This is a genomic window from methanotrophic endosymbiont of Bathymodiolus puteoserpentis (Logatchev), assembly GCF_900128525.1.
In the GTDB taxonomy this organism is placed as follows: Bacteria; Pseudomonadota; Gammaproteobacteria; order Methylococcales; family Methylomonadaceae; genus Methyloprofundus.
Genome location: NZ_FQTQ01000197.1, coordinates 68,668 through 87,044, shown reverse-complemented (window position 1 = coordinate 87,044; position 18,377 = coordinate 68,668). Strand labels below are relative to the sequence as shown.

Sequence of the window (18,377 nt, the reverse complement as noted above, 5' to 3'; positions counted from 1 at the left end):
TTTTTAGTCCGCAGTAGGCGACAGGGAAATTCGCCAATCCGAAGTGCACTGCGGTAGCAGTGCGCGAGGGAGGCTAGAATTTTATCCCGACAGCCGTCAATCCATTTGAGGTAGCTTTAACGTAGCGGCTTTTGTGCGAAGTTGAAGCGAACGCAGGGCGTACTGGGGCTTATCGAATTCGCTCCGTATGTGAATGAATAGTTGGCGACAGGAGTCCCAAGTATTTCATGTGGTATGAGGGGTTTAAAGCGTTTCACTCCGCTCAAGCAACGATTACAGAAGTTGAAACAGCACATATGATTCGAAAGAGACAGCTCCCTGAGGAAAATATTCCTGCTTATAAGTAATTTATGGCTTTAGCAGGATAGTTATGCCTGAAGACAAGGCACTCTTCGCTTTCACTAATGCTTGCGACAGAACCCATTAATAAATTCTTATTGCTTTAGTAACCTCAAAGGTAATACCATCATCCATAACTTGCAACTCAGCATAGTAATTTTCATCACCTACTTTGCAGATAGAGATAGCCATAACCCCTGTTTGATCGTTAAATACCACGGTGGGCTCTAGTGAGTCATCTACGGGAATCTCCTGGAAATCAAGTAGCTTTAAGTCACCATCACGATATAAAAACTTACCTGAATAACGTTTATCATTTCCTGCTGATTTTATGAGTGGAATGTTAACGTATTCACCATTCATGGAGCAGAGCGCGTCTTCTATTTTTTGTCGTCTTTGAGACTCTTCACGTTCTATCCTTATACGAGCAATCCAGACAGATTTTTTCAAATTCTCTTGTGCGTTAGGCACAACACGAGATATTGAGAATTTACCGTACATTTGTTTATTCATGCCATTTATTATTTTTTTTCCATGGTACCCTGGAATTTCTGCTCCATAGTAAATATCTGTACCAAGGTCTATTAATTCTTGCGCATTATTTATTACCCAATCTTTACCGAAAAGCTCTTGAGATATATCAACCTTAGTATCAGCAATTAATTCCCTAACCTCGGCCATGGCCTGCGCTCCAAGATCTTCTATTTCACTAGCTAACGCTGATACGCTAAAGGTTATTAGTAAACCGGCCAATAATACATTTTTAGTCTTCATTTTTATTACCTCTCATTGAGATTATCCATTAATCGTAAGTTTCCATTGAATTATACTAGATTATTAGAAAAAAAGCTATAGCCTTCTCCAATACGAAATGAGTCTGAAAAGAGCCTCGTATTCTAATATGGAATGAGTCTAAGCTGACAAAAGGATCTGTCGCAAGGGAAGGTTAATTGTGGTTTTTATGTCGCATTTATGGGTAAGTTCTGAGATAATTCATCCTTGTTTCCCAATGTGCATAAAATAAAATCATGATCAGCTTTAAAGGCTGAAGTTTCCCAATAATTATTTATGGTAAAATTGAAACCATGCCGCAACTATCGCTGAAAATCAGGGAAACGGAGCGATAGCGAAGTGATGATTTTTAGTCCGCAGTAGGCGACAGGGAAATTCGCCAATCCGAAGTGCACTGCGGTAGCAGTGCGCGAGGGAGGCTAGAATTTTATCCCGACAGCCGTCAAGCCATTTGAGGTAGCTTTAACGTAGCGGCTTTTGTGCGAAGTTGAAGCGGACGCAGGGCGTACTGGGGCTTATCCAATTCGCTCCGTATGTGAATGAATATTTGGCGACAGGAGTCCCAAGTGTTTCATGAGGTAGGATGGCGCGCCTGTTATTAATATGGCTACTTATGCTAATACATTAATATTAAATTTTTCAAGTAGTCCTATTAGCTTAATTAGAGGGAGTCCAATAAGCGCATTTGGATCGTCACTTTCAATACGCTTAAACAGTGTAATGCCTAAACCTTCTGATTTAAAGCTGCCTGCGCAATTATAGGGTTGTTCTAAAAGTACGTAATTTTTTATTTCATTAGCGCTTAGTTTTTTAAAGTACACCGAGCATATATCAATATCAATCTTATAATTCATCGTAGTTGTGTCTAACACGCAGATGCCAGTGTAAAATTTTATACATTTACCAGAAGACTTTTGCAATTGTTTGATTGCATTCTCTTGGTTGCTTGGTTTGTGTAGTTGTGAATTGCCCAGCATAGCAACTTGATCAGCAGCAATAATAATATGTTTTGAGTATGCGCTAGCGAGAGCATGGGCTTTTTGTGTGGCTAAACGCAATGCTTGTTCTTTTGCTGTTTCATTCGCTTGGGCGGTTTCATCAATATTTGGGGTAGCGCAGATAAAGCTTAAGTGTAATTTTTCCAGTAGTGCTTTTCGGTACTCAGAGCTAGAAGCTAAAACCAACTGATAGTTTTTCATTAGAATTCAATTGACAGGGGATGATAAAAACCTATATTATTACATGGATATGTTAGATCAATTACCTGAAATTATAGATCCTGTTGTGTTTGCGGAACGGAATAGCCATGTAGTAGGCTATATTGGCTTACAAAGGATGGCTCGCCTGTCTGATTTTCTTTTTGATAAAGAGGGAGAGTTAAATGTCGACTTGCAGTTTTATAAGGAAGGTAAAGTTCCAATTATTGAAGGGCGTATTGAAGGGCATATAACCTTGACGTGCCAGAGTTGTTTGAAATTTTTGCCATGGACTGTAGATAAATCTGTAAAGATTGGTATGGTGCAAACAATTGAACAGGCTGATCGCTTAGAGGAAGGGTTTGAACCAATGATTGTTTCAGGTCAAAAAATGTCACTCTCTACAATTATTGAGGATGAGGTGATTATTGCGTTGCCTGATTATCCAAGACATGAAAGTAGTTGTATTCAATATTCATCAACTAAGCCGCTCGTTGAAAAACCCGAAGAAATAAAACAAGAATCTGACAACCCTTTTTCTATTTTAGCTAAATTAAAAATTACTGGAGACCAATAATGGCCGTACAAAAAAGTAAAGTAACTCGTTCAAGGCGTGGACAACGTCGCTCACATGATTCGTTGACAGCACAAACTTTGTCACAGGATCCAACAACAGGCGAAACACATCTACGTCATCATGTTACGCCGGACGGTTTTTTTAAAGGTCGCCAAATTGTTGCGCAAGATGAAGACTAAAATTTAAAGTTTTGCACGAAAATTGTGCAATATAAATTTTGAAAGCCGGACTTTATGTCCTTTATGTCCGGTTTTTTTATAATAACGACTGGAGTTTTCGTACACGTGAGTTTAATAATTTCAATTGATGCAATGGGGGGAGATCACGGTACTGATACTACTATCCCTGCATCGTTAGAGTGTTTGCGTCGTAATCCTGAATTGCAGTTGATTTTGGTGGGTGATGAGCAAGCTTTACAGCCATTTCTCTCACAGGATTTGCTTGATTTTGAAGGGCGCTTATCTATTCAGCATGCATCACAATGTGTAACAATGGATGAATCTCCAGCAAAGGCGCTAAAAAACAAAAAAGATTCATCCATGCGTGTGGCAATTAACTTGGTACGTGATGGCAAGGCAGATGCGTGTGTAAGTGCAGGAAATACCGGAGCATTAATGGCGACTGCTCGATTTGTTTTGAAAATGATTCCGGGTGTTGATAGGCCAGCGATTATGTCTTCTATGCCTTCTATTTTTGGTCATACCCATGTTTTAGATTTAGGTGCTAATGTAGATAGTTCGGCTGAAAATCTATTTCAATTTGCTGTTATGGGGGCTGAAGTGGTTAAGGCGCTTGAAAATATTTCTAATCCTAAAGTAGGTTTGTTAAATATTGGTGAGGAAGAGACGAAAGGCAATGAACAGGTAAAGTCAGCTGCTAAGTTGCTGGAAAATTCATCATTAAATTATATCGGTTATGTCGAAGGTAATTCGCTTAATGCAGGTGATGAGAGAGTTGATTTAATTGTTTGTGATGGTTTTGTCGGAAATATAGCACTTAAATCAATTGAAGGTGCGGCAAAAATGATTACCTCTGTACTGAGGGAGTCATTTGCTAAGAATCTATTCACAAAATTTGCTGCAATGCTTTCTTATACCGTATTGAAAGCTATTAAAAATCGTATTGATCCTAGGTTGCATAATGGGGCTAGCTTTTTAGGTTTAAAAGGTTTAGTTATTAAAAGCCATGGTGGTGCTGATTCTTTGGCTTTTCAAACAGCAATTCATGTCGCTGAAGTTGAAGTTGAAAAGAATGTTATTCAAAAAATCAGCGAGCAAGTTGAGAAATCTTTAAGTGGGAGAGAGAGCGCATGACGGCTTATGCAAAAGTAATCGGTACGGGGGGGTATTTACCTGCTGAAATAAAATCTAATGATGATATATCTAAAATTGTAGATACAACTGATAGTTGGATTTTTGAGCGAACTGGAATCAGGAATCGACGCATTGCTGCAGCCGATGAAACCACTTCTAGTATGGCTGAAATTGCTGCTAGGCAGGCCATTGAGATGGCAGATATTGCACCGAATGAAATTGACTTAATTATTGTTGCTACAGGTACGCCAGAAAATGTTTATCCTGGCGCTGCATGTATGCTACAATACCGGTTAGGTATTAAAAATGGTGTGGCTTTTGATATACAAGCAGCTTGTTCGGGGTCAATTTTTGGTTTAGATATAGCCAATCAGTATATTAAGTCAGGAGCAGCAAAGACTGTTTTAGTTGTAGGTACAGAAATCAACTCACGAATCACAGATTGGACTGATCGCGGTACTTGTATTTTGTTTGGTGACGGCGCAGGTGCAATTTTATTGCTTACTTCAGAAGAACCGGGGGTCTTATCTACGCACATACATTCTGATGGGCGTTTTGAAGATTTATTAAGCTGCCCTAATCCACAGGCGCAAGGAAACCCAGACACTACTGGCTATATTTCTATGAAGGGAAATGAGGTATTTAAGGTGGCAGTGAATACTTTGGGGCGTATTGTCGATGAGACTTTGGCTGCCAATAATATGCAAAAAACAGATGTCGATTGGTTGGTTCCGCATCAAGCAAACATACGTATTATTACGGGAACAGCAAAGAAGCTGAAAATGTCTATGAATCAAGTTGTTGTTACCTTGGAGGAGCAGGGGAATACTTCTTCTGCATCTGTATTGTTAGCATTTAATGAGGCGGTTCGAGATGGGCGTATTCAGCGTGGCCATATCGTATTATTAGAGGCATTTGGTGCAGGCTTTACGTGGGGTTCTGCACTCATTAAGTATTAAAAGGTTTTTTATGAGTGAACAAAATAAACAGTTAGCTTTTGTTTTTCCAGGCCAAGGTTCGCAATCGGTCGCTATGTTAGCTGAAATGACAGAAGCTTATCCGGAAGTTAAAGCAACTTTTGCACAAGCATCAGAAGTTTTAGGTTTTGATTTATGGCGATTGGTTAATGAAGGTCCAGCAGAAGAGTTAAATCAGACCCATAATACGCAACCAGCTATGTTGGCTGCCGGTGTCGCACTTTGGCGAGTCTGGTGCGCACAGTCTGAGGTAAGGCCTGCTTATATGGCTGGGCATAGCTTAGGCGAATATACTGCTTTAGTATGCTCGGGGGTGCTGGACTTTGCAGATGCAATTCGTTTGGTTGCAGCTAGAGGTCGTTTTATGCAAGAAGCGGTTCCTGAAGGTGTCGGGGCAATGGCGGCTATTCTAGGTTTAGCAGATGAACAAGTGATTCAGGTTTGTGCAGATGCTGCGCAAGGTGAGGTTTGTTCGGCAGTGAATTTTAATTCTCCGGGTCAGGTAGTGATTGCGGGGAATAGTGTGGCTATAGATCGTGCGATGCCTGCGGCAAAAGAGTTGGGTGCTAAGCGCGCGTTGAAATTACCGGTTAGTGTGCCGTCGCATTGCGCATTAATGCGTCCTGCAGCTGATCAGTTGTATGTAAAAATGCAAGCGATAGAGTTCTCCGAACCTGATGTCACTTTATTATATAATGTCGATGTTAATGTGCATAAAGTTGCCGAGGAAGTCCGTCAGGCCTTGCAAGAGCAGCTATTTGAGCCTGTTCGTTGGGTTGATACGATTAATGCAATGACTGAGCAAGGTGTAACTACTTTTGTAGAAATGGGTCCTGGTAAGGTCTTAATGGGATTAAATAAACGTATTGTGAAAGCGGCGAATCATTTCACCGTTAACAATCCAAATACTTTAACTGAATTATTGGAGCATTTTGCTAATGACTAAAAAAATAGCCTTAGTAACGGGTGCGAGCCGTGGTATCGGTCGTGCGATTGCAGAAAAATTAATAACGGATGGATTTTTTGTTATTGGTACGGCAACTTCGGAGGGTGGTGCAGACGCTATCTCTGCGTATTTGGCTGATAACGGCACTGGCATGAAATTAAATGTCGCTGATGCGGACTCTATTGCTGAAGTAATGAAGGTGATTACTGGTAAGTATGGTACGCCAGCAGTATTGGTTAATAATGCGGGTATTACGCGTGATAACTTATTAATGCGCATGAAAGAGGATGAGTGGAATGATATTATCAATACCAACCTAACATCTGTTTTTAGAATGAGTAAGGCGGTATTGCGTGGCATGATGAAAGCGAAAACAGGGCGTATTATTAATATTGGTTCTGTTGTTGGTTCAACGGGAAATGCTGGACAAACTAATTACGCCACTGCTAAAGCAGGCTTAATTGGCTTTACTAAATCAATGGCTAAAGAGGTAGGCTCGCGGGGTATCACTGTCAATACTGTTTCTCCTGGTTTTATTGATACTGATATGACTCGTGAGCTGTCAGATGAGCTTAAGCAGGCCTTACTGACTGGTATTCCTTTGGCACGTTTAGGGGATGCTAAAGAAATCGCTTATGCAGTCGCATTTTTGGCCTCTGAAGGGGCTTCTTATATTACCGGTGAAACACTTCATGTCAACGGTGGTATGTTTATGGCTTAAAATTATGTCATTTTTATAATTTTAAAGTATAATTGCCCCGCTTATAGAATTAACTATAAGTTAAACCAGATTAATAATAATTTAGTGATGTTGCATAGTTTAAATCGGCATCCATTAAGGAAAAAATAATATGAGTAACATTGAAGAACGCGTAAAAAAGATTGTTGCTGAGCAATTAGGTGTAAAAGAAGATATTTCTAATGATGCATCATTTGTTGATGATTTAGGTGCAGACTCACTTGATACAGTAGAATTGGTAATGGCTTTAGAAGAAGAATTCGAATGTGAAATTCCTGATGATGATGCTGAGAAAATTACTACAGTTCAACAAGCAGTTGATTATGTGAACGCTAACGGCTAATTTCTTAGTTGTTATTACTTAATGGGTAATCATTCATTGCCCATTAATATCTATCTCCTTTCTTTTCTACTTCATTTCAGGTATTTCCATTGAGTAAACGTCGCGTTGTTATTACGGGTTTAGGTGCAATTACACCTCTTGCTAACACAGTCTCTGAAACATGGGATGGTATTATTAATGGCAAAAGTGGTATCAGTCAAATTGATTCTTTTGATATTTCCGGACATGCGACTACTTTTGGTGGTGTGATTAGAAATTTTGATATTAGCCAGTATATTCCTGCTAAAGATGCTAAACGTATGGATGGTTTTATTCATTATGGGATTGCAGCGGGAAGTCAGGCGATTGAAGATTCAGGAATAGAAGTTACAGAAGAAAATGCAGAAAGAATTGGTGTTGCTATCGGTTCAGGTATTGGCGGAATTACAGGCATAGAAGAATGTCGTATGACCTTTGAAAAAGGGGGGGCACGTCGGATTTCACCTTTCTTTGTACCTGGCAATATCATTAATATGATTTCCGGTAACCTTTCCATCAAGTATGGATTAAAGGGGCCTAATTTTGCAATTGTAACCGCATGCTCAACCGGCACGCACTGTATCGGTGATGCAGCACGTAAAATCCAATATGGTGATGCAGATGTCATGGTTGCTGGTGGTGCTGAGCGTTGTACAAGTTCAGCTACAGCAATGGGTGGTTTTGCTTCAGCAAAAGCTTTATCACGTCGTAATGATGACCCACAAGCCGCAAGTCGCCCGTGGGATACTGATCGTGATGGCTTTGTATTAAGCGATGGTGCAGGTGTCGTTGTTCTTGAGGAATTAGAGCATGCTAAAGCTCGCGGTGCAAAAATTTATGCTGAGGTTATAGGCTATGGTATGAGTGGTGATGCTTACCATATGACGACACCTTCCCCAGGGGGGGAAGGTGCTGCACGTTGTATGAAAAATGCTATACATGATGCAGGTTTAAATGCTACAGATATTGATTATATCAATGCGCACGGTACATCGACTCCGGCAGGTGATATAGGTGAAACACAAGCAATGAAAGCGGCATTAGGTGATCATGCTTATAAAATTGCAGTTAGCTCAACCAAATCTATGATCGGGCATTTATTAGGTGCAGCGGGAGGTATTGAAGCAGTGTTGAGTGCTTTAACGATTAAAAAACAAATTGTTCCACCTACAATTAACCTTGAAAATCCAGACCCTGAGTGTGACTTAGATTATGTGCCAAATACGGCGCGTGAGATGCAGGTTAATATTGCTATGTCTAACTCTTTTGGTTTTGGTGGGGCTAATGGAACTTTAGTTTTTAAACGTTACGAATAAGTACGGATCAAGGTTTGCTAATGATATTAATCAATGGTGAACAGCGAGATACGCTAAAAATAACAGATCGTGGCTTGCATTACGGTGATGGCCTGTTTGAAACGCTAGAAGTGATTCAAGGTCAGCCTGTTTTTTTAACTCAGCATTTAGCGAGATTAAAAACAGGCTGCCAAGTTTTACAAATCCCTTATCCAAAAGAAGCTCTTCTGCTGGATGAAATCCATCAAGTTAGTCATTCAGTTAATCATGGTGTCCTTAAATTAATGCTTACGCGAGGCTCGGGTGGGCGCGGATACAGGCAACCTGAAACTATACAGGCAACTCGTCTGCTTGCTTTATATCCATTCCCAGATTATCCAGCTCACTATAAAAGTGAAGGCATTAATGCCCGTTTTTGTAGGTCTCGCTTAGGACTTAACACGATGCTAGCCGGAATTAAACATAATAATCGTTTAGAGCAAGTGCTTGCTCGTGCCGAATGGCAGGATGAATTTCAAGAAGGCTTGATGCTGAATTTAAATGAGCAAGTGATTGAAGGCACGATGACTAACTTATTTGTGATCAAAGAGGGTGTATTGTATACGCCTGATATTATTTTATCGGGCATAAAGGGCGTGCTACGAGGGATAATTTTAGAGCTTGCTAAGATAAATGATATTCCCTTTAAAGTGACTTCATTAACTCAAGAATTTGTTTTATCCGCTGATGAATTATTTGTTACAAACTCCGTGATTGGTATTTGGCCAATTAAGTCGGTAGCTGGCACAGTATACTCGCTAGGCCCTTGGACAAAAAAAATAAGCCATTATTTAACTGAATATAAAAAAAGTGAACTAGGTGTGACATGTTAGTACGTGTTGCTGCGGCATTTTTTATTATTTTAATAGGGATTTTTGCTTGGGCTTTGATGAATTACCAAGCATTTGTCACGACACCTATCATCACTGAAGAGGCTAAGGTCGTTGAGGTTAAAAAAGGCAGTTCCTTTGCGCTTATTATTCGAGAACTTGGCTACCAGAAGCGTTCACTGAATGGGCTTTGGTTTAGGTTGTTAGCAGAACAACAAGGCTTAATAAATCAGCTAAAAGCAGGGGAATATGAATTACCTACTGGCTTATTGCCTAAAGATTTTTTAGCTCTATTAAGCTTAGGTAAAACACGGCAACATGAAATTACTTTTCCTGAAGGCTGGAGTTTTAGAGAAATACGCCAAGCAATTGCAGCAAATAAAAATTTTACACATACAATAGTTGAGTTAAGTGATTTACAAATTTTGCAAAAATTAGGCAGCAACTATACTCACCCTGAAGGTTTGTTTTTTCCTGATACTTACCGATTTGAAAAGCATACCACTGATTTGGCTATTTTAAAGTTAGCCTATAATAAAATGCAGAATAGATTAGCAGTATTATGGGAACAACGAGCGGCTAACTTGCCTATTAAGTCAGCTTATGAAGCGCTAATATTGGCTTCGATTGTTGAGAAAGAAACTGGTGTTGTAGCTGAACAGCCTATTATCGCAGGTGTTTTTATGCGTAGGTTGCGCAAGGGAATGCGTTTACAAACTGACCCCACTGTTATTTATGGTATGGGTGAAAGCTATCAGGGGAATATTCGTAAAAAGGATCTAAGTACTTTAACACCTTATAATACTTACCGAATTAATGGCTTACCACCAACACCGATTGCTATGCCGGGTGAGTATGCGCTGTATTCAGTGCTACATCCTACGGATAATGGTAGTTTATATTTTGTTGCTAAAGGTGATGGTAGTCATATTTTTTCAGCCACTTTGGCCCAGCATAATAAAGCGGTGAATAATTTCCAAAGGAAGCGGAAATAATGTTGGGGAAGTTTATTAGTCTTGAGGGAGGAGAGGGCGTTGGTAAAACAACCAATATCGCTTATATTCAGTCTTTGTTGGAAGAGAATGGTATTTCGGTAATGCTGACGCGCGAGCCAGGAGGGACACCATTAGCGGAGGCACTGCGCCAATTATTACTGGATAAAAATCAAGAGGAAATCACTGAGCAAGCTGAATTATTAATGATGTTTGCTGCGCGTGCACAGCATATAAAACATGTTATTAAGCCTGCTTTAAAGCAAGGGACTTGGGTTTTGTGTGATCGTTTTACTGATGCGACTTATGCTTATCAAGGTGGCGGTCGCGCTATGGATATTCTTGCCATTAATTGGTTGGAAAATTTTGTCCAAGGTGAGTTGCGGCCTGATTTAACTTTATTATTAGATGCACCTGTGCAAGTAGGTATGAATAGAGCGGCTCAGCGGGGCAAATTAGACCGGTTTGAATTAGAAAAAATAACATTTTTTGAAAAAGTCAGAGCAACTTATTTAGCTATGGCTGAACAGCAACCTGCCCGCATTAAAGTCATTGATGCTGCCCAAAATTTAGAGCATGTGCAAGCTAAAATTTATCAGTTGATTACTCAATTTCTTCATGACTAACGAGCTTTACCCTTGGCATAATTTGTGCTGGCAGCATTTGTCGGCTTATGTGGAGCAAGAGAGAGTTCCGCAAGCTTTATTAATTAATGGCATTGCAGGGTTAGGGAGGCATCAGCTAGCACTGCACTTTGCGCAATATTTAATGTGTTCAAATAAGCAAACTCAAGATTTTTGTGGTCACTGTGAAAGTTGTCAGTTATTTGTTGCCAATACACACCCCGATTTTACTTGGGTTCAGCCGGAAGAATCAGGTAAAGTAATTGGTATTGATTTAATTAGAAGTTTAATTGTTAAATTAAGGCTAAAGCCGCAGTATAGTGGGTTTCGTGTGGTTTTAATTAGCCCCGCTGAAAACATGAATAACAATTCTGCTAATGCTTTTCTTAAGTGTTTGGAAGAGCCGCCTGAGCGAACTATGTTTATTTTGCTGGCAGAGAAAATACAAATACTGCCTGCGACCATTATTAGTCGTTGTCAGAAATTATTGCTGATGCCACCAAAGCTTGAAGAGCTTAATAGGTGGTTGCAAAAGCAAGGAGTTGCTGAGCAGCAGCAAGAGTTATTGTTAAATTTAGCGGGAGGAGCACCATTACTCGCTTTAGATTATGCACAAAGTAATATGCTTGAGCAGCGACAAAACTGCTTTTCTGACTGGCAAAAAATCCCTTTAGCCAGCGCTTGCCCTATAGAATTGGCTGAAAAATGGCACAAACTTCCTACTAGCCAAATTTTGCCTTGGTTGATTAGCTGGACGGAAGATATTATTAAGTGTCATTTTAATATAGAAAGCTCAATGTTGCGCAATGCCGACCTAGAAAAATACTTGAATGTTTTGTCGAAGCGGTTAGACTTAAAGCGTTTATATGAATTTCATCGTTTATTATTAACTAATATGCAAAGAATTCCAACACAACTGAATAAACAGCTTCTTTTTGAAGAAATTTTGATTACCTGGGCTCTAACAGCGATAAAAAAATAATTATGGCCGAACCATCAGCAGCACGACAAGGAATTTTATCCTTATCTATTAAAGAGAAAAATGCACTTTATGCAGCTTATATGCCTTTTGTTGCCAATGGCGGGTTATTTATTCCGACCAATCGTAGTTATACGATGGGGCAAGAAGTATTTATGCTGCTTAATTTAATGGAGGAAACTGAGCGTCTGCCTATTGCAGGTAAAGTAATTTGGATCACGCCTGTGGGTGCTGAAGGTTACAGAACAGCAGGAATAGGCGTGCAATTTAGCGATCAAGATGGTGGCCAAGCTAGAAATAAAATTGAAACTTATTTGGCTGGAACTTTGGAGTCAGGTCGTTCTACACATACTATTTAGTTGTAAATTATTCGCTTTGCACTCTTGCATAAGAATAATGCAAGAGCCAGCTTCCCCAACATGCAGTTTTTCATATTTCGAAAAGCAAATGTTTTTTGCGTTACCTGGATTCCAGTCATCAGTGCATAACCCAATAAATTTTTAATATTTATTCCCGTTAGTTCTTTAAAAAATTTATAAAGTGGTTTTGTAGCCTAGGCATTTTTTAGATCGATTATTAAGCTTATCAATCGCCTTAAAAATATCTTTTATAGTGCATTAATAAGCTCCATTGTCTTTAGACGTGCGATCTGCATACTATGGTGCATCATCCCTTCAGGGCTCTCGCCTCGGCGTTAAATTGTCAATATAACACCAGAATCGGATGTTATTGTTTACTTTTGAGAAAAATACTTACTGAGAAAATCATCAAATGACAGTGTGTCATGTGTTTCAATTTCTTGTTGCTTAGTATGTGATTCCAGCACCATTTGGATGAATTTTTCGGTATCTGTTACATTGAGTTTTTGTGCGCTAAAATTTTGCGCATGCTGCCGAGATACGCCTTCTGCAAAGTGAGCGAAAGGCTTCTTTTCTGCACGCATTTTAGCTAGAATTTGTGCTGATGGTGTTAAGTCTGGATTGGCAATTAATTTACGTTGCTCTGTAAGAGCTTGGTTGTAATAATCCTCAGCTTCATTTTCATCTAAGATATCGCAGACAGCTTGCATGTTATTCAGTATATCATTGGCCCAATCTTGTAAACGAATGGCTTGGCCGTCTTTAATCAACTCAACATTGGGCTTACGGCCTTGATGGGCAACGGTTAGTTGATTGGTATTGTGTGTTTTAAAATCGGTAATATCCATTTCTGGACTGTCATGCAGTAAGCAGCTGAGTAATAAGGCTTCAATAAAGCGTGCGCGAATGGCATCAATCCCGATAGGATTAAATAAATCTAAATCTAGAGAGCGAATTTCTACATAACGAACACCACGACGTTTAAGTGCTAAGGTTGGTTTTTCACAAGGTTCAATGATTTGCTTGGGACGTACTGTGCTGTAAAACTCATTTTCAATTTGTAGAATATTGCTATTTAATTGCTGATATTCACCCTTTATTTTTACGCCTATTGCTTCATATTCAGGGTAAGCTGTATTGATCGCATGGGACAAACTATCGACATAGCCGCGGAGTGAGTTGTAATCGATATTTAAGTTAGCTTGATTATTGCTTTTATAGCCTATATCACTCATGCGCAATGAGGTCGCATAAGGGTGGTAGAGCGTGCCGTTATCAAATTCTGAAAACTGCGCCATCAATTCAGGGCGACTTTTAAAGAAATTTTTACAGATAGCGGGTGAGGCCCCAAATAAATACAGAATAATCCAACCTTGGCGCTGGAAATTGCGAATTAAATGGAAATAGCCAGCAGACTTGAATTCCGCGAGTGTTTGTTCAGAGCCTTCAAGTTGGTGTAATACTGGCCACAGTGTTTCTGGAACAGAGTAATTAAAATGGATACCAGCAATGGCTTGCATGGTTCTACCGTAACGATGCCACAAGCCCTTGCGGTAAACATATTTCATTTGCCCTATATTTGAGTTGCCATACTTAGCGATAGGAATACTTTCATCACCACTGATACCACAAGGCATGCTGGTAGCTAATAAATGCTCATTACCTAGATTATCATAGACAAATTGATGAATATTTTGCATAAAGTCTAAGGTTTTATTAATATCAGCAAACGGCGGCGTAATGAATTCTAATAAAGCCTCAGAATAATCGGTCGTAATATAAGGGTGCGTTAGCGCTGCTCCAAGTTTTTTAGGGTGGGGCGTTTGTGCGATAAAGCTTTGCTCACTTAAGCGTAGACTTTCTTTTTCTATGCCTTTTAGGCCATCTTTTAAGAGTGACTGTTGTTTGTTGGCTAATAAGAGATTTAGGCGATTCGTAGCTGTTATATTCAAAATATTAAAAAATCCTGATAAACGCGGGCATGCTTAATTTATAATGACGCTATTATATAACTGTTTCAAGGCTAGAGATAAATATTGTGCAGCAATTGGATTATAAAGGAAGCTCAGAAGTAGAAGTCTTGCAAGCTGTTTTTGGCTATGAAAATTTTCGTGGTCAACAGGCAGCAATTATCGAACAGCTAATACAAGGTAAAAGTGCTGTCGTTTTAATGCCTACAGGCGGGGGTAAGTCGCTATGCTATCAAATCCCCGCGATGATGCGTGAAGGCGTGGGTATCGTTATTTCGCCTTTGATTGCTTTAATGGAAGATCAGGTCAATGCTTTGCATCAATTAGGTGTAAAAGCGGCCTTTTTAAATTCCACATTAAGCTATGACCAAGTGCAAAGCATAGAGCAGCAGCTGCATCGTGGTGAATTAGATTTATTATATGTCGCGCCAGAGCGTTTAACCTCAGAGCGTACTTTACAATTATTTAGTCGCTTAAATATTAGTTTATTTGCTATAGATGAAGCGCATTGTGTGTCGCAATGGGGTCATGACTTTCGTTCTGATTATTTGCAGCTGTCTTTATTACATCAGAGATTTCCTAATGTTCCGCGTATTGCGCTAACCGCAACGGCAGACCAACGCACGCGTGAAGAGATTATTAGCCGCTTAGATTTAGCAGAGGCTGAATTATTTGTCAGTGGCTTTGATCGCCCCAATATTCGTTACAGTATTGTTCTTAAACAAAATGCTCGTCAGCAATTATTAACGTTTATCCAAGCGGAGCATCAAAATGATGCTGGGATTGTTTATTGTTTATCACGTAAAAAAGTTGAATCTACTGCTGAATGGCTACAATCTAAAGGCTTAGATGCTTTGCCTTATCATGCAGGGTTGTCACATGAGGTACGTAAAAATAATCAGCATCATTTTCTAATGAAAGAAAGTGTCATTATTGTTGCAACGGTTGCTTTTGGTATGGGTATTGATAAGCCCAATGTGCGTTTTGTTGCACATTTAGATTTACCTAAAAGTATTGAAGGCTATTATCAGGAAACGGGCCGAGCAGGGCGTGATGGTCTACCGGCTAATGCTTGGATGGCTTATGGTTTGCAAGATGTTATTACTTTACGTCAAATGTTACAAGGTTCTGATACTGATGAGGCACATAAGCGTGTAGAGCTACATAAATTGGATGCCATGCTTGGTTTATGTGAGCAAGTTAGTTGTCGGCGTGAGGTCTTACTCGGTTATTTTGGTGATAGCCAAGAACAGCCTTGTGGTAACTGCGATACTTGCTTAGAACCAGTGGAAACGTGGGATGGTACAATCGCAGCGCAGCAAGCTTTGTCCTGTATTTATCGTACTGAACAGCGTTTTGGTGTGAATTATTTAATTGATGTTTTATTAGGTAAGGATAATCAGCGTATTAAAAACTTTGCTCATGATAAACAAAGCACCTTTGGTATCGGTAAAGATATATCTGAAAATCAATGGCGTTCAGTATTTCGTCAGTTAGTGGTTCGTGGTTTAGTCGATGTTGATGTGGAAGGCTATGGTGCGTTAAAGCTAAATAATAGCTGCCGCTCTGTATTACGCGGTGAAGCCACAGTTATGTTACGTAAGGATTTGACACCTGAAAAAGGTAAAAAAACCAAAGTCAGCAGGGGGGACTTTTCAAGACATAGCGATAATATTTTATGGGAAGCTTTGCGTGTTAAGCGTCGTGAATTAGCAGATACTCAAGATGTGCCACCGTATATTATTTTTAATGATGCAACATTAACTGAAATGGTCAAAAGAGCACCTTTAAATCGCCAGCAGTTTGCAAATATCTCAGGCGTTGGAGAGCGTAAGTTGGATTTATATGCCGATGATTTTCTCAGTGTTATTCAGGAATTTATTAACGCGCCAGATAATAATGCTGAGCTGAGTGAGACCGTTGAGGAAAGTACTATCCTGTTTAAAGCTGGCTATTCTGTGGAGAAAATTGCCGCTCAGCGAGAGTTAAAAGCAACGACAATTTATGGACATTTGGCACAAGCTATTGAGCAAGGCATCGTTGAGTTAAGTGATGTACTGGACTTAACTGAACAAGAAATCCAAAGTATTCAGGATGAAATCCTTAGCCTTCCGGAAGAACAAGCTAATAGTTTAAAACCAGTTTATGAAGCTTTAGGTGAAACTTATGATTATGGCGTGCTTCGTTGTGTAAAAGCAGCTATGGATATTTGACGGAATATGCATACTATAGAGATGCAAGGGTAATTAACTTTTTCATTAGTTCCGCTTGACTGTGTACATCCATTTTTTGCATGATATGTTTTATATGGTTACGTACGGTATTTTGAGAGCGAAAAGTATTTTTAGCAACATCTGCAATAGAAGGTGTTTTCATAAAGTGTAGCGCACAAATTGCTTCACAGCGAGACAACTGATGGATCTCAATTAATCTACTAATACTAGGGTCTTTTGCTTTGTCATGAGTAAAGGCCAAAATAAAACCATCCTTGTAGCACTCCCATTGATTAACGGTGTCCGACATTTTATTACAGATATGCCATCAAAACAGGTCGGAGCTTGCGCTCAAAGAGCCATGTGGCGCTTTTCTTTAGGAAATTGTTTTTTAAGAACCGCCAAGCTTGTTTGGTAATCTTAGATAGTTTTCTAAAAAAAGCACGATTATAATTGCCTTCCCAGTCAATACAGTATGCGGTTTCTTTTGCTTCATGGCGTTTTTGTTGTGTTTGATGGTCTTCTTCCAAGCCCATCTCCTGTCCCTTTTTATTTAGAAATAAGCGCATGAGTATATGTGTAACCAATGCCAATAAAGCTTGTTGCTCAATAGCAATAGGTGATTTCCCCCATGCTTTGGCATTAGCCATATCTGTTTTGTAATTATCAAAATATTTTTCTTCATCCCAGCGTCGGTGATAAAGAAAAGCAATCATACCAGGTGACAATGTAAAATCATTACTGAGATATTCATAAACTTTGCCGTCAGGCGATACGAATTGTATTAATCGCCAAACTTGTTTTGAGCTATTAAGTTGAATTTTCCTATCAGACACAATATTCTCATTAACTGCCGACTGTTCAACATGACTTTCCTCAAGAATTTGATATTTGAAAGTCGATTTCATTCGTGTAATCACTGTCACATCGTATTTTGTTTTACGTAAATCCCAATAACGCGCTTCAATAAAGGCGCGGTCAACCACAAAAAGTGCATTTTTTTTGCAAGTCCAGTGAGAACCTTCCCAGCTTTCTTTGATAAAGCGCATTTCATCAATAGAGCGAGTTTCTGTCTGACTATCAATGGCAATCCCTGCTCGCATATCATAGGTCGTCATATTCATGTGCCCTTTCTTATTATCAGTCCCACCCTGGCCTGGATAAATCGGTTGATAATGACTTGATTCATTTTGATAACTCGCATCTATGGCAAAAATAGAGCGCATCCCCAACTCTTCTTTTCCCGAAAACCTGTCGGGCAGTTCATTTCTTGCAGAAGTCACCAAGACTTGGACAGCCTGTTTCAATATTTTGCTGCGTGATGAATTGGCTAATGCATCTGACCATGTTGAGCGGGCTAAGGGGGCTTTTTCAGCGGTGTCATCAATGTCGAATAAAGATTGAATTTGTTCTCGTAGTATCTTTGTTCCCTGAAATTGACGTAAGCAGCCTAATAAAATAAAAAACTCAGCAGAGAGTACAGAATATTTTTGGCGTGAAAAGCGAACTTTATCTAGGGCTTTTTGCATGGGCAAGAACCATTCTCCCAAAACGGTGTTATCCATCAGTGTGGATTGCAAGCTATCTAATCTTTTTGACATTATTTAAGCGTAAGTGACTGATTATAAATGGTAATACGCAAACAAATCCTATTCGACCTGTCAAGCCTTTTTTTGCATTATTTTCAATCAATTAGAACGCCTGTCCTTCCCTCTGAGCGCCACTTTTTCGTGCAATTGAATTCCGTAAAAGTTGGTTTTTACACCTTAGGAAACTTATTATCACCCATAGATTTGATGTATGTCTACCATCTTATGTATTGTTGCGGACACCGTTA

Annotated in this window: 19 protein-coding genes and 1 pseudogene; 15 read left to right on the top strand and 5 right to left on the bottom strand. The window is 39.5% G+C overall.

The genetic code is table 11. The features are described 5' to 3' along the window. Positions 1-239 precede the first annotated feature (239 nt). Positions 240-347: pseudogene (locus tag BQ7314_RS14680) on the top strand (IS6 family transposase); the annotation flags it as partial. Between the two features lie 76 nt (positions 348-423). Here BQ7314_RS14680 and BQ7314_RS14675 read toward each other — a convergent pair. Then, the gene (locus tag BQ7314_RS14675) at positions 424-1,113 is read right to left on the bottom strand and encodes a hypothetical protein (RefSeq protein WP_174484435.1); all 690 of its coding nucleotides are present in this window, start codon (positions 1,111-1,113) and stop codon (positions 424-426) included. Between the two features lie 629 nt (positions 1,114-1,742). Further along, positions 1,743-2,330, bottom strand: a complete 588-nt coding sequence (locus BQ7314_RS14670) for a Maf family protein (RefSeq protein ID WP_174484434.1) — start codon at positions 2,328-2,330, stop codon at positions 1,743-1,745. 49 nt (positions 2,331-2,379) lie between these two features. On the opposite strand from BQ7314_RS14670, the gene BQ7314_RS14665 reads away from it, so the two are divergent. The 13 genes from BQ7314_RS14665 to BQ7314_RS14605 all read left to right on the top strand — a co-directional run bounded on the left by BQ7314_RS14665 (position 2,380) and on the right by BQ7314_RS14605 (position 12,357). Continuing rightward, entirely contained in the window at positions 2,380-2,904 is a 525-nt protein-coding gene (locus BQ7314_RS14665; RefSeq protein ID WP_174484433.1) for a YceD family protein, read from the top strand. Continuing rightward, positions 2,904-3,083, top strand: coding sequence for a 50S ribosomal protein L32 (gene rpmF, locus BQ7314_RS14660; protein WP_174484432.1), 180 nt, complete (start codon positions 2,904-2,906; stop codon positions 3,081-3,083). The genes BQ7314_RS14665 and rpmF overlap by 1 nt, the downstream gene beginning before the upstream one ends. Before the next feature lie 105 nt (positions 3,084-3,188). Next, entirely contained in the window at positions 3,189-4,217 is a 1,029-nt protein-coding gene (plsX, locus tag BQ7314_RS14655) for a phosphate acyltransferase PlsX (protein WP_280953898.1), read from the top strand. Further along, positions 4,214-5,176, top strand: a complete 963-nt coding sequence (locus BQ7314_RS14650) for a beta-ketoacyl-ACP synthase III (RefSeq protein WP_174484431.1) — start codon at positions 4,214-4,216, stop codon at positions 5,174-5,176. The genes plsX and BQ7314_RS14650 overlap by 4 nt, the downstream gene beginning before the upstream one ends. A gap of 10 nt (positions 5,177-5,186) precedes the next feature. Next, on the top strand, positions 5,187-6,140 hold the full coding sequence (fabD, locus tag BQ7314_RS14645) for an ACP S-malonyltransferase (protein WP_174484430.1): 954 nt from the start codon (positions 5,187-5,189) through the stop codon (positions 6,138-6,140). Then, entirely contained in the window at positions 6,133-6,861 is a 729-nt protein-coding gene (gene fabG / locus BQ7314_RS14640) for a 3-oxoacyl-ACP reductase FabG (protein WP_174484429.1), read from the top strand. Before fabD ends, fabG begins: the two co-directional genes overlap by 8 nt. Positions 6,862-6,991: 130 nt before the next feature. Further along, positions 6,992-7,222 (top strand): acyl carrier protein, encoded by a 231-nt coding sequence (gene acpP / locus BQ7314_RS14635; RefSeq protein ID WP_174484428.1) that lies wholly within the window; start codon positions 6,992-6,994, stop codon positions 7,220-7,222. A gap of 89 nt (positions 7,223-7,311) precedes the next feature. Continuing rightward, complete coding sequence (gene fabF / locus BQ7314_RS14630; protein ID WP_174484427.1) at positions 7,312-8,556, top strand: beta-ketoacyl-ACP synthase II; 1,245 nt, start codon at positions 7,312-7,314, stop codon at positions 8,554-8,556. Positions 8,557-8,576: 20 nt separating this feature from the next. Further along, positions 8,577-9,407 carry an aminodeoxychorismate lyase gene (gene pabC, locus BQ7314_RS14625; protein ID WP_174484426.1) on the top strand — a complete coding sequence of 277 codons (831 nt, stop codon included), beginning with the start codon at positions 8,577-8,579 and terminating at the stop codon, positions 9,405-9,407. Beyond that, positions 9,401-10,399, top strand: a complete 999-nt coding sequence (gene mltG, locus BQ7314_RS14620) for an endolytic transglycosylase MltG (protein ID WP_174484425.1) — start codon at positions 9,401-9,403, stop codon at positions 10,397-10,399. The genes pabC and mltG overlap by 7 nt, the downstream gene beginning before the upstream one ends. Further along, on the top strand, positions 10,399-11,022 hold the full coding sequence (tmk, locus tag BQ7314_RS14615) for a dTMP kinase (protein ID WP_425356655.1): 624 nt from the start codon (positions 10,399-10,401) through the stop codon (positions 11,020-11,022). Before mltG ends, tmk begins: the two co-directional genes overlap by 1 nt. Further along, on the top strand, positions 11,015-12,001 hold the full coding sequence (locus BQ7314_RS14610; RefSeq protein ID WP_174484424.1) for a DNA polymerase III subunit delta': 987 nt from the start codon (positions 11,015-11,017) through the stop codon (positions 11,999-12,001). The genes tmk and BQ7314_RS14610 overlap by 8 nt, the downstream gene beginning before the upstream one ends. A gap of 2 nt (positions 12,002-12,003) precedes the next feature. Next, positions 12,004-12,357, top strand: a complete 354-nt coding sequence (locus BQ7314_RS14605; RefSeq protein WP_174484423.1) for a PilZ domain-containing protein — start codon at positions 12,004-12,006, stop codon at positions 12,355-12,357. 374 nt (positions 12,358-12,731) lie between these two features. On the opposite strand, the gene gshA is transcribed toward BQ7314_RS14605, so the two are convergent. After that, the gene (gshA, locus tag BQ7314_RS14600; protein WP_174484422.1) at positions 12,732-14,309 is read right to left on the bottom strand and encodes a glutamate--cysteine ligase; all 1,578 of its coding nucleotides are present in this window, start codon (positions 14,307-14,309) and stop codon (positions 12,732-12,734) included. 95 nt (positions 14,310-14,404) lie between these two features. On the opposite strand from gshA, the gene recQ reads away from it, so the two are divergent. Further along, positions 14,405-16,540 carry a DNA helicase RecQ gene (gene recQ / locus BQ7314_RS14595; protein WP_174484440.1) on the top strand — a complete coding sequence of 712 codons (2,136 nt, stop codon included), beginning with the start codon at positions 14,405-14,407 and terminating at the stop codon, positions 16,538-16,540. 13 nt (positions 16,541-16,553) lie between these two features. On the opposite strand, the gene BQ7314_RS14590 is transcribed toward recQ, so the two are convergent. Together BQ7314_RS14590 and BQ7314_RS14585 are read right to left on the bottom strand one after the other, a co-directional pair. Next, positions 16,554-16,850 (bottom strand): helix-turn-helix transcriptional regulator, encoded by a 297-nt coding sequence (locus BQ7314_RS14590; RefSeq protein ID WP_174484421.1) that lies wholly within the window; start codon positions 16,848-16,850, stop codon positions 16,554-16,556. Between the two features lie 4 nt (positions 16,851-16,854). Then, complete coding sequence (locus BQ7314_RS14585) at positions 16,855-18,141, bottom strand: transposase (protein WP_174482200.1); 1,287 nt, start codon at positions 18,139-18,141, stop codon at positions 16,855-16,857. Between the last annotated feature and the right edge of the window lie 236 nt (positions 18,142-18,377).

Coding starts and splice junctions, on each gene's coding strand:
- pabC (WP_174484426.1), top strand. CDS start 8,577: ATGATATTAATCAATGGTGAACAGCGAGATACGCTAAAAATAACAGAT.
- BQ7314_RS14650 (WP_174484431.1), top strand. CDS start 4,214: ATGACGGCTTATGCAAAAGTAATCGGTACGGGGGGGTATTTACCTGCT.
- fabD (WP_174484430.1), top strand. CDS start 5,187: ATGAGTGAACAAAATAAACAGTTAGCTTTTGTTTTTCCAGGCCAAGGT.
- BQ7314_RS14665 (WP_174484433.1), top strand. CDS start 2,380: ATGTTAGATCAATTACCTGAAATTATAGATCCTGTTGTGTTTGCGGAA.
- BQ7314_RS14670 (WP_174484434.1), bottom strand. CDS start 2,330: ATGAAAAACTATCAGTTGGTTTTAGCTTCTAGCTCTGAGTACCGAAAA.
- BQ7314_RS14610 (WP_174484424.1), top strand. CDS start 11,015: ATGACTAACGAGCTTTACCCTTGGCATAATTTGTGCTGGCAGCATTTG.
- mltG (WP_174484425.1), top strand. CDS start 9,401: ATGTTAGTACGTGTTGCTGCGGCATTTTTTATTATTTTAATAGGGATT.
- tmk (WP_425356655.1), top strand. CDS start 10,399: ATGTTGGGGAAGTTTATTAGTCTTGAGGGAGGAGAGGGCGTTGGTAAA.
- rpmF (WP_174484432.1), top strand. CDS start 2,904: ATGGCCGTACAAAAAAGTAAAGTAACTCGTTCAAGGCGTGGACAACGT.
- BQ7314_RS14675 (WP_174484435.1), bottom strand. CDS start 1,113: ATGAAGACTAAAAATGTATTATTGGCCGGTTTACTAATAACCTTTAGC.
- BQ7314_RS14605 (WP_174484423.1), top strand. CDS start 12,004: ATGGCCGAACCATCAGCAGCACGACAAGGAATTTTATCCTTATCTATT.
- BQ7314_RS14585 (WP_174482200.1), bottom strand. CDS start 18,141: ATGTCAAAAAGATTAGATAGCTTGCAATCCACACTGATGGATAACACC.
- acpP (WP_174484428.1), top strand. CDS start 6,992: ATGAGTAACATTGAAGAACGCGTAAAAAAGATTGTTGCTGAGCAATTA.
- BQ7314_RS14590 (WP_174484421.1), bottom strand. CDS start 16,850: ATGTCGGACACCGTTAATCAATGGGAGTGCTACAAGGATGGTTTTATT.
- fabG (WP_174484429.1), top strand. CDS start 6,133: ATGACTAAAAAAATAGCCTTAGTAACGGGTGCGAGCCGTGGTATCGGT.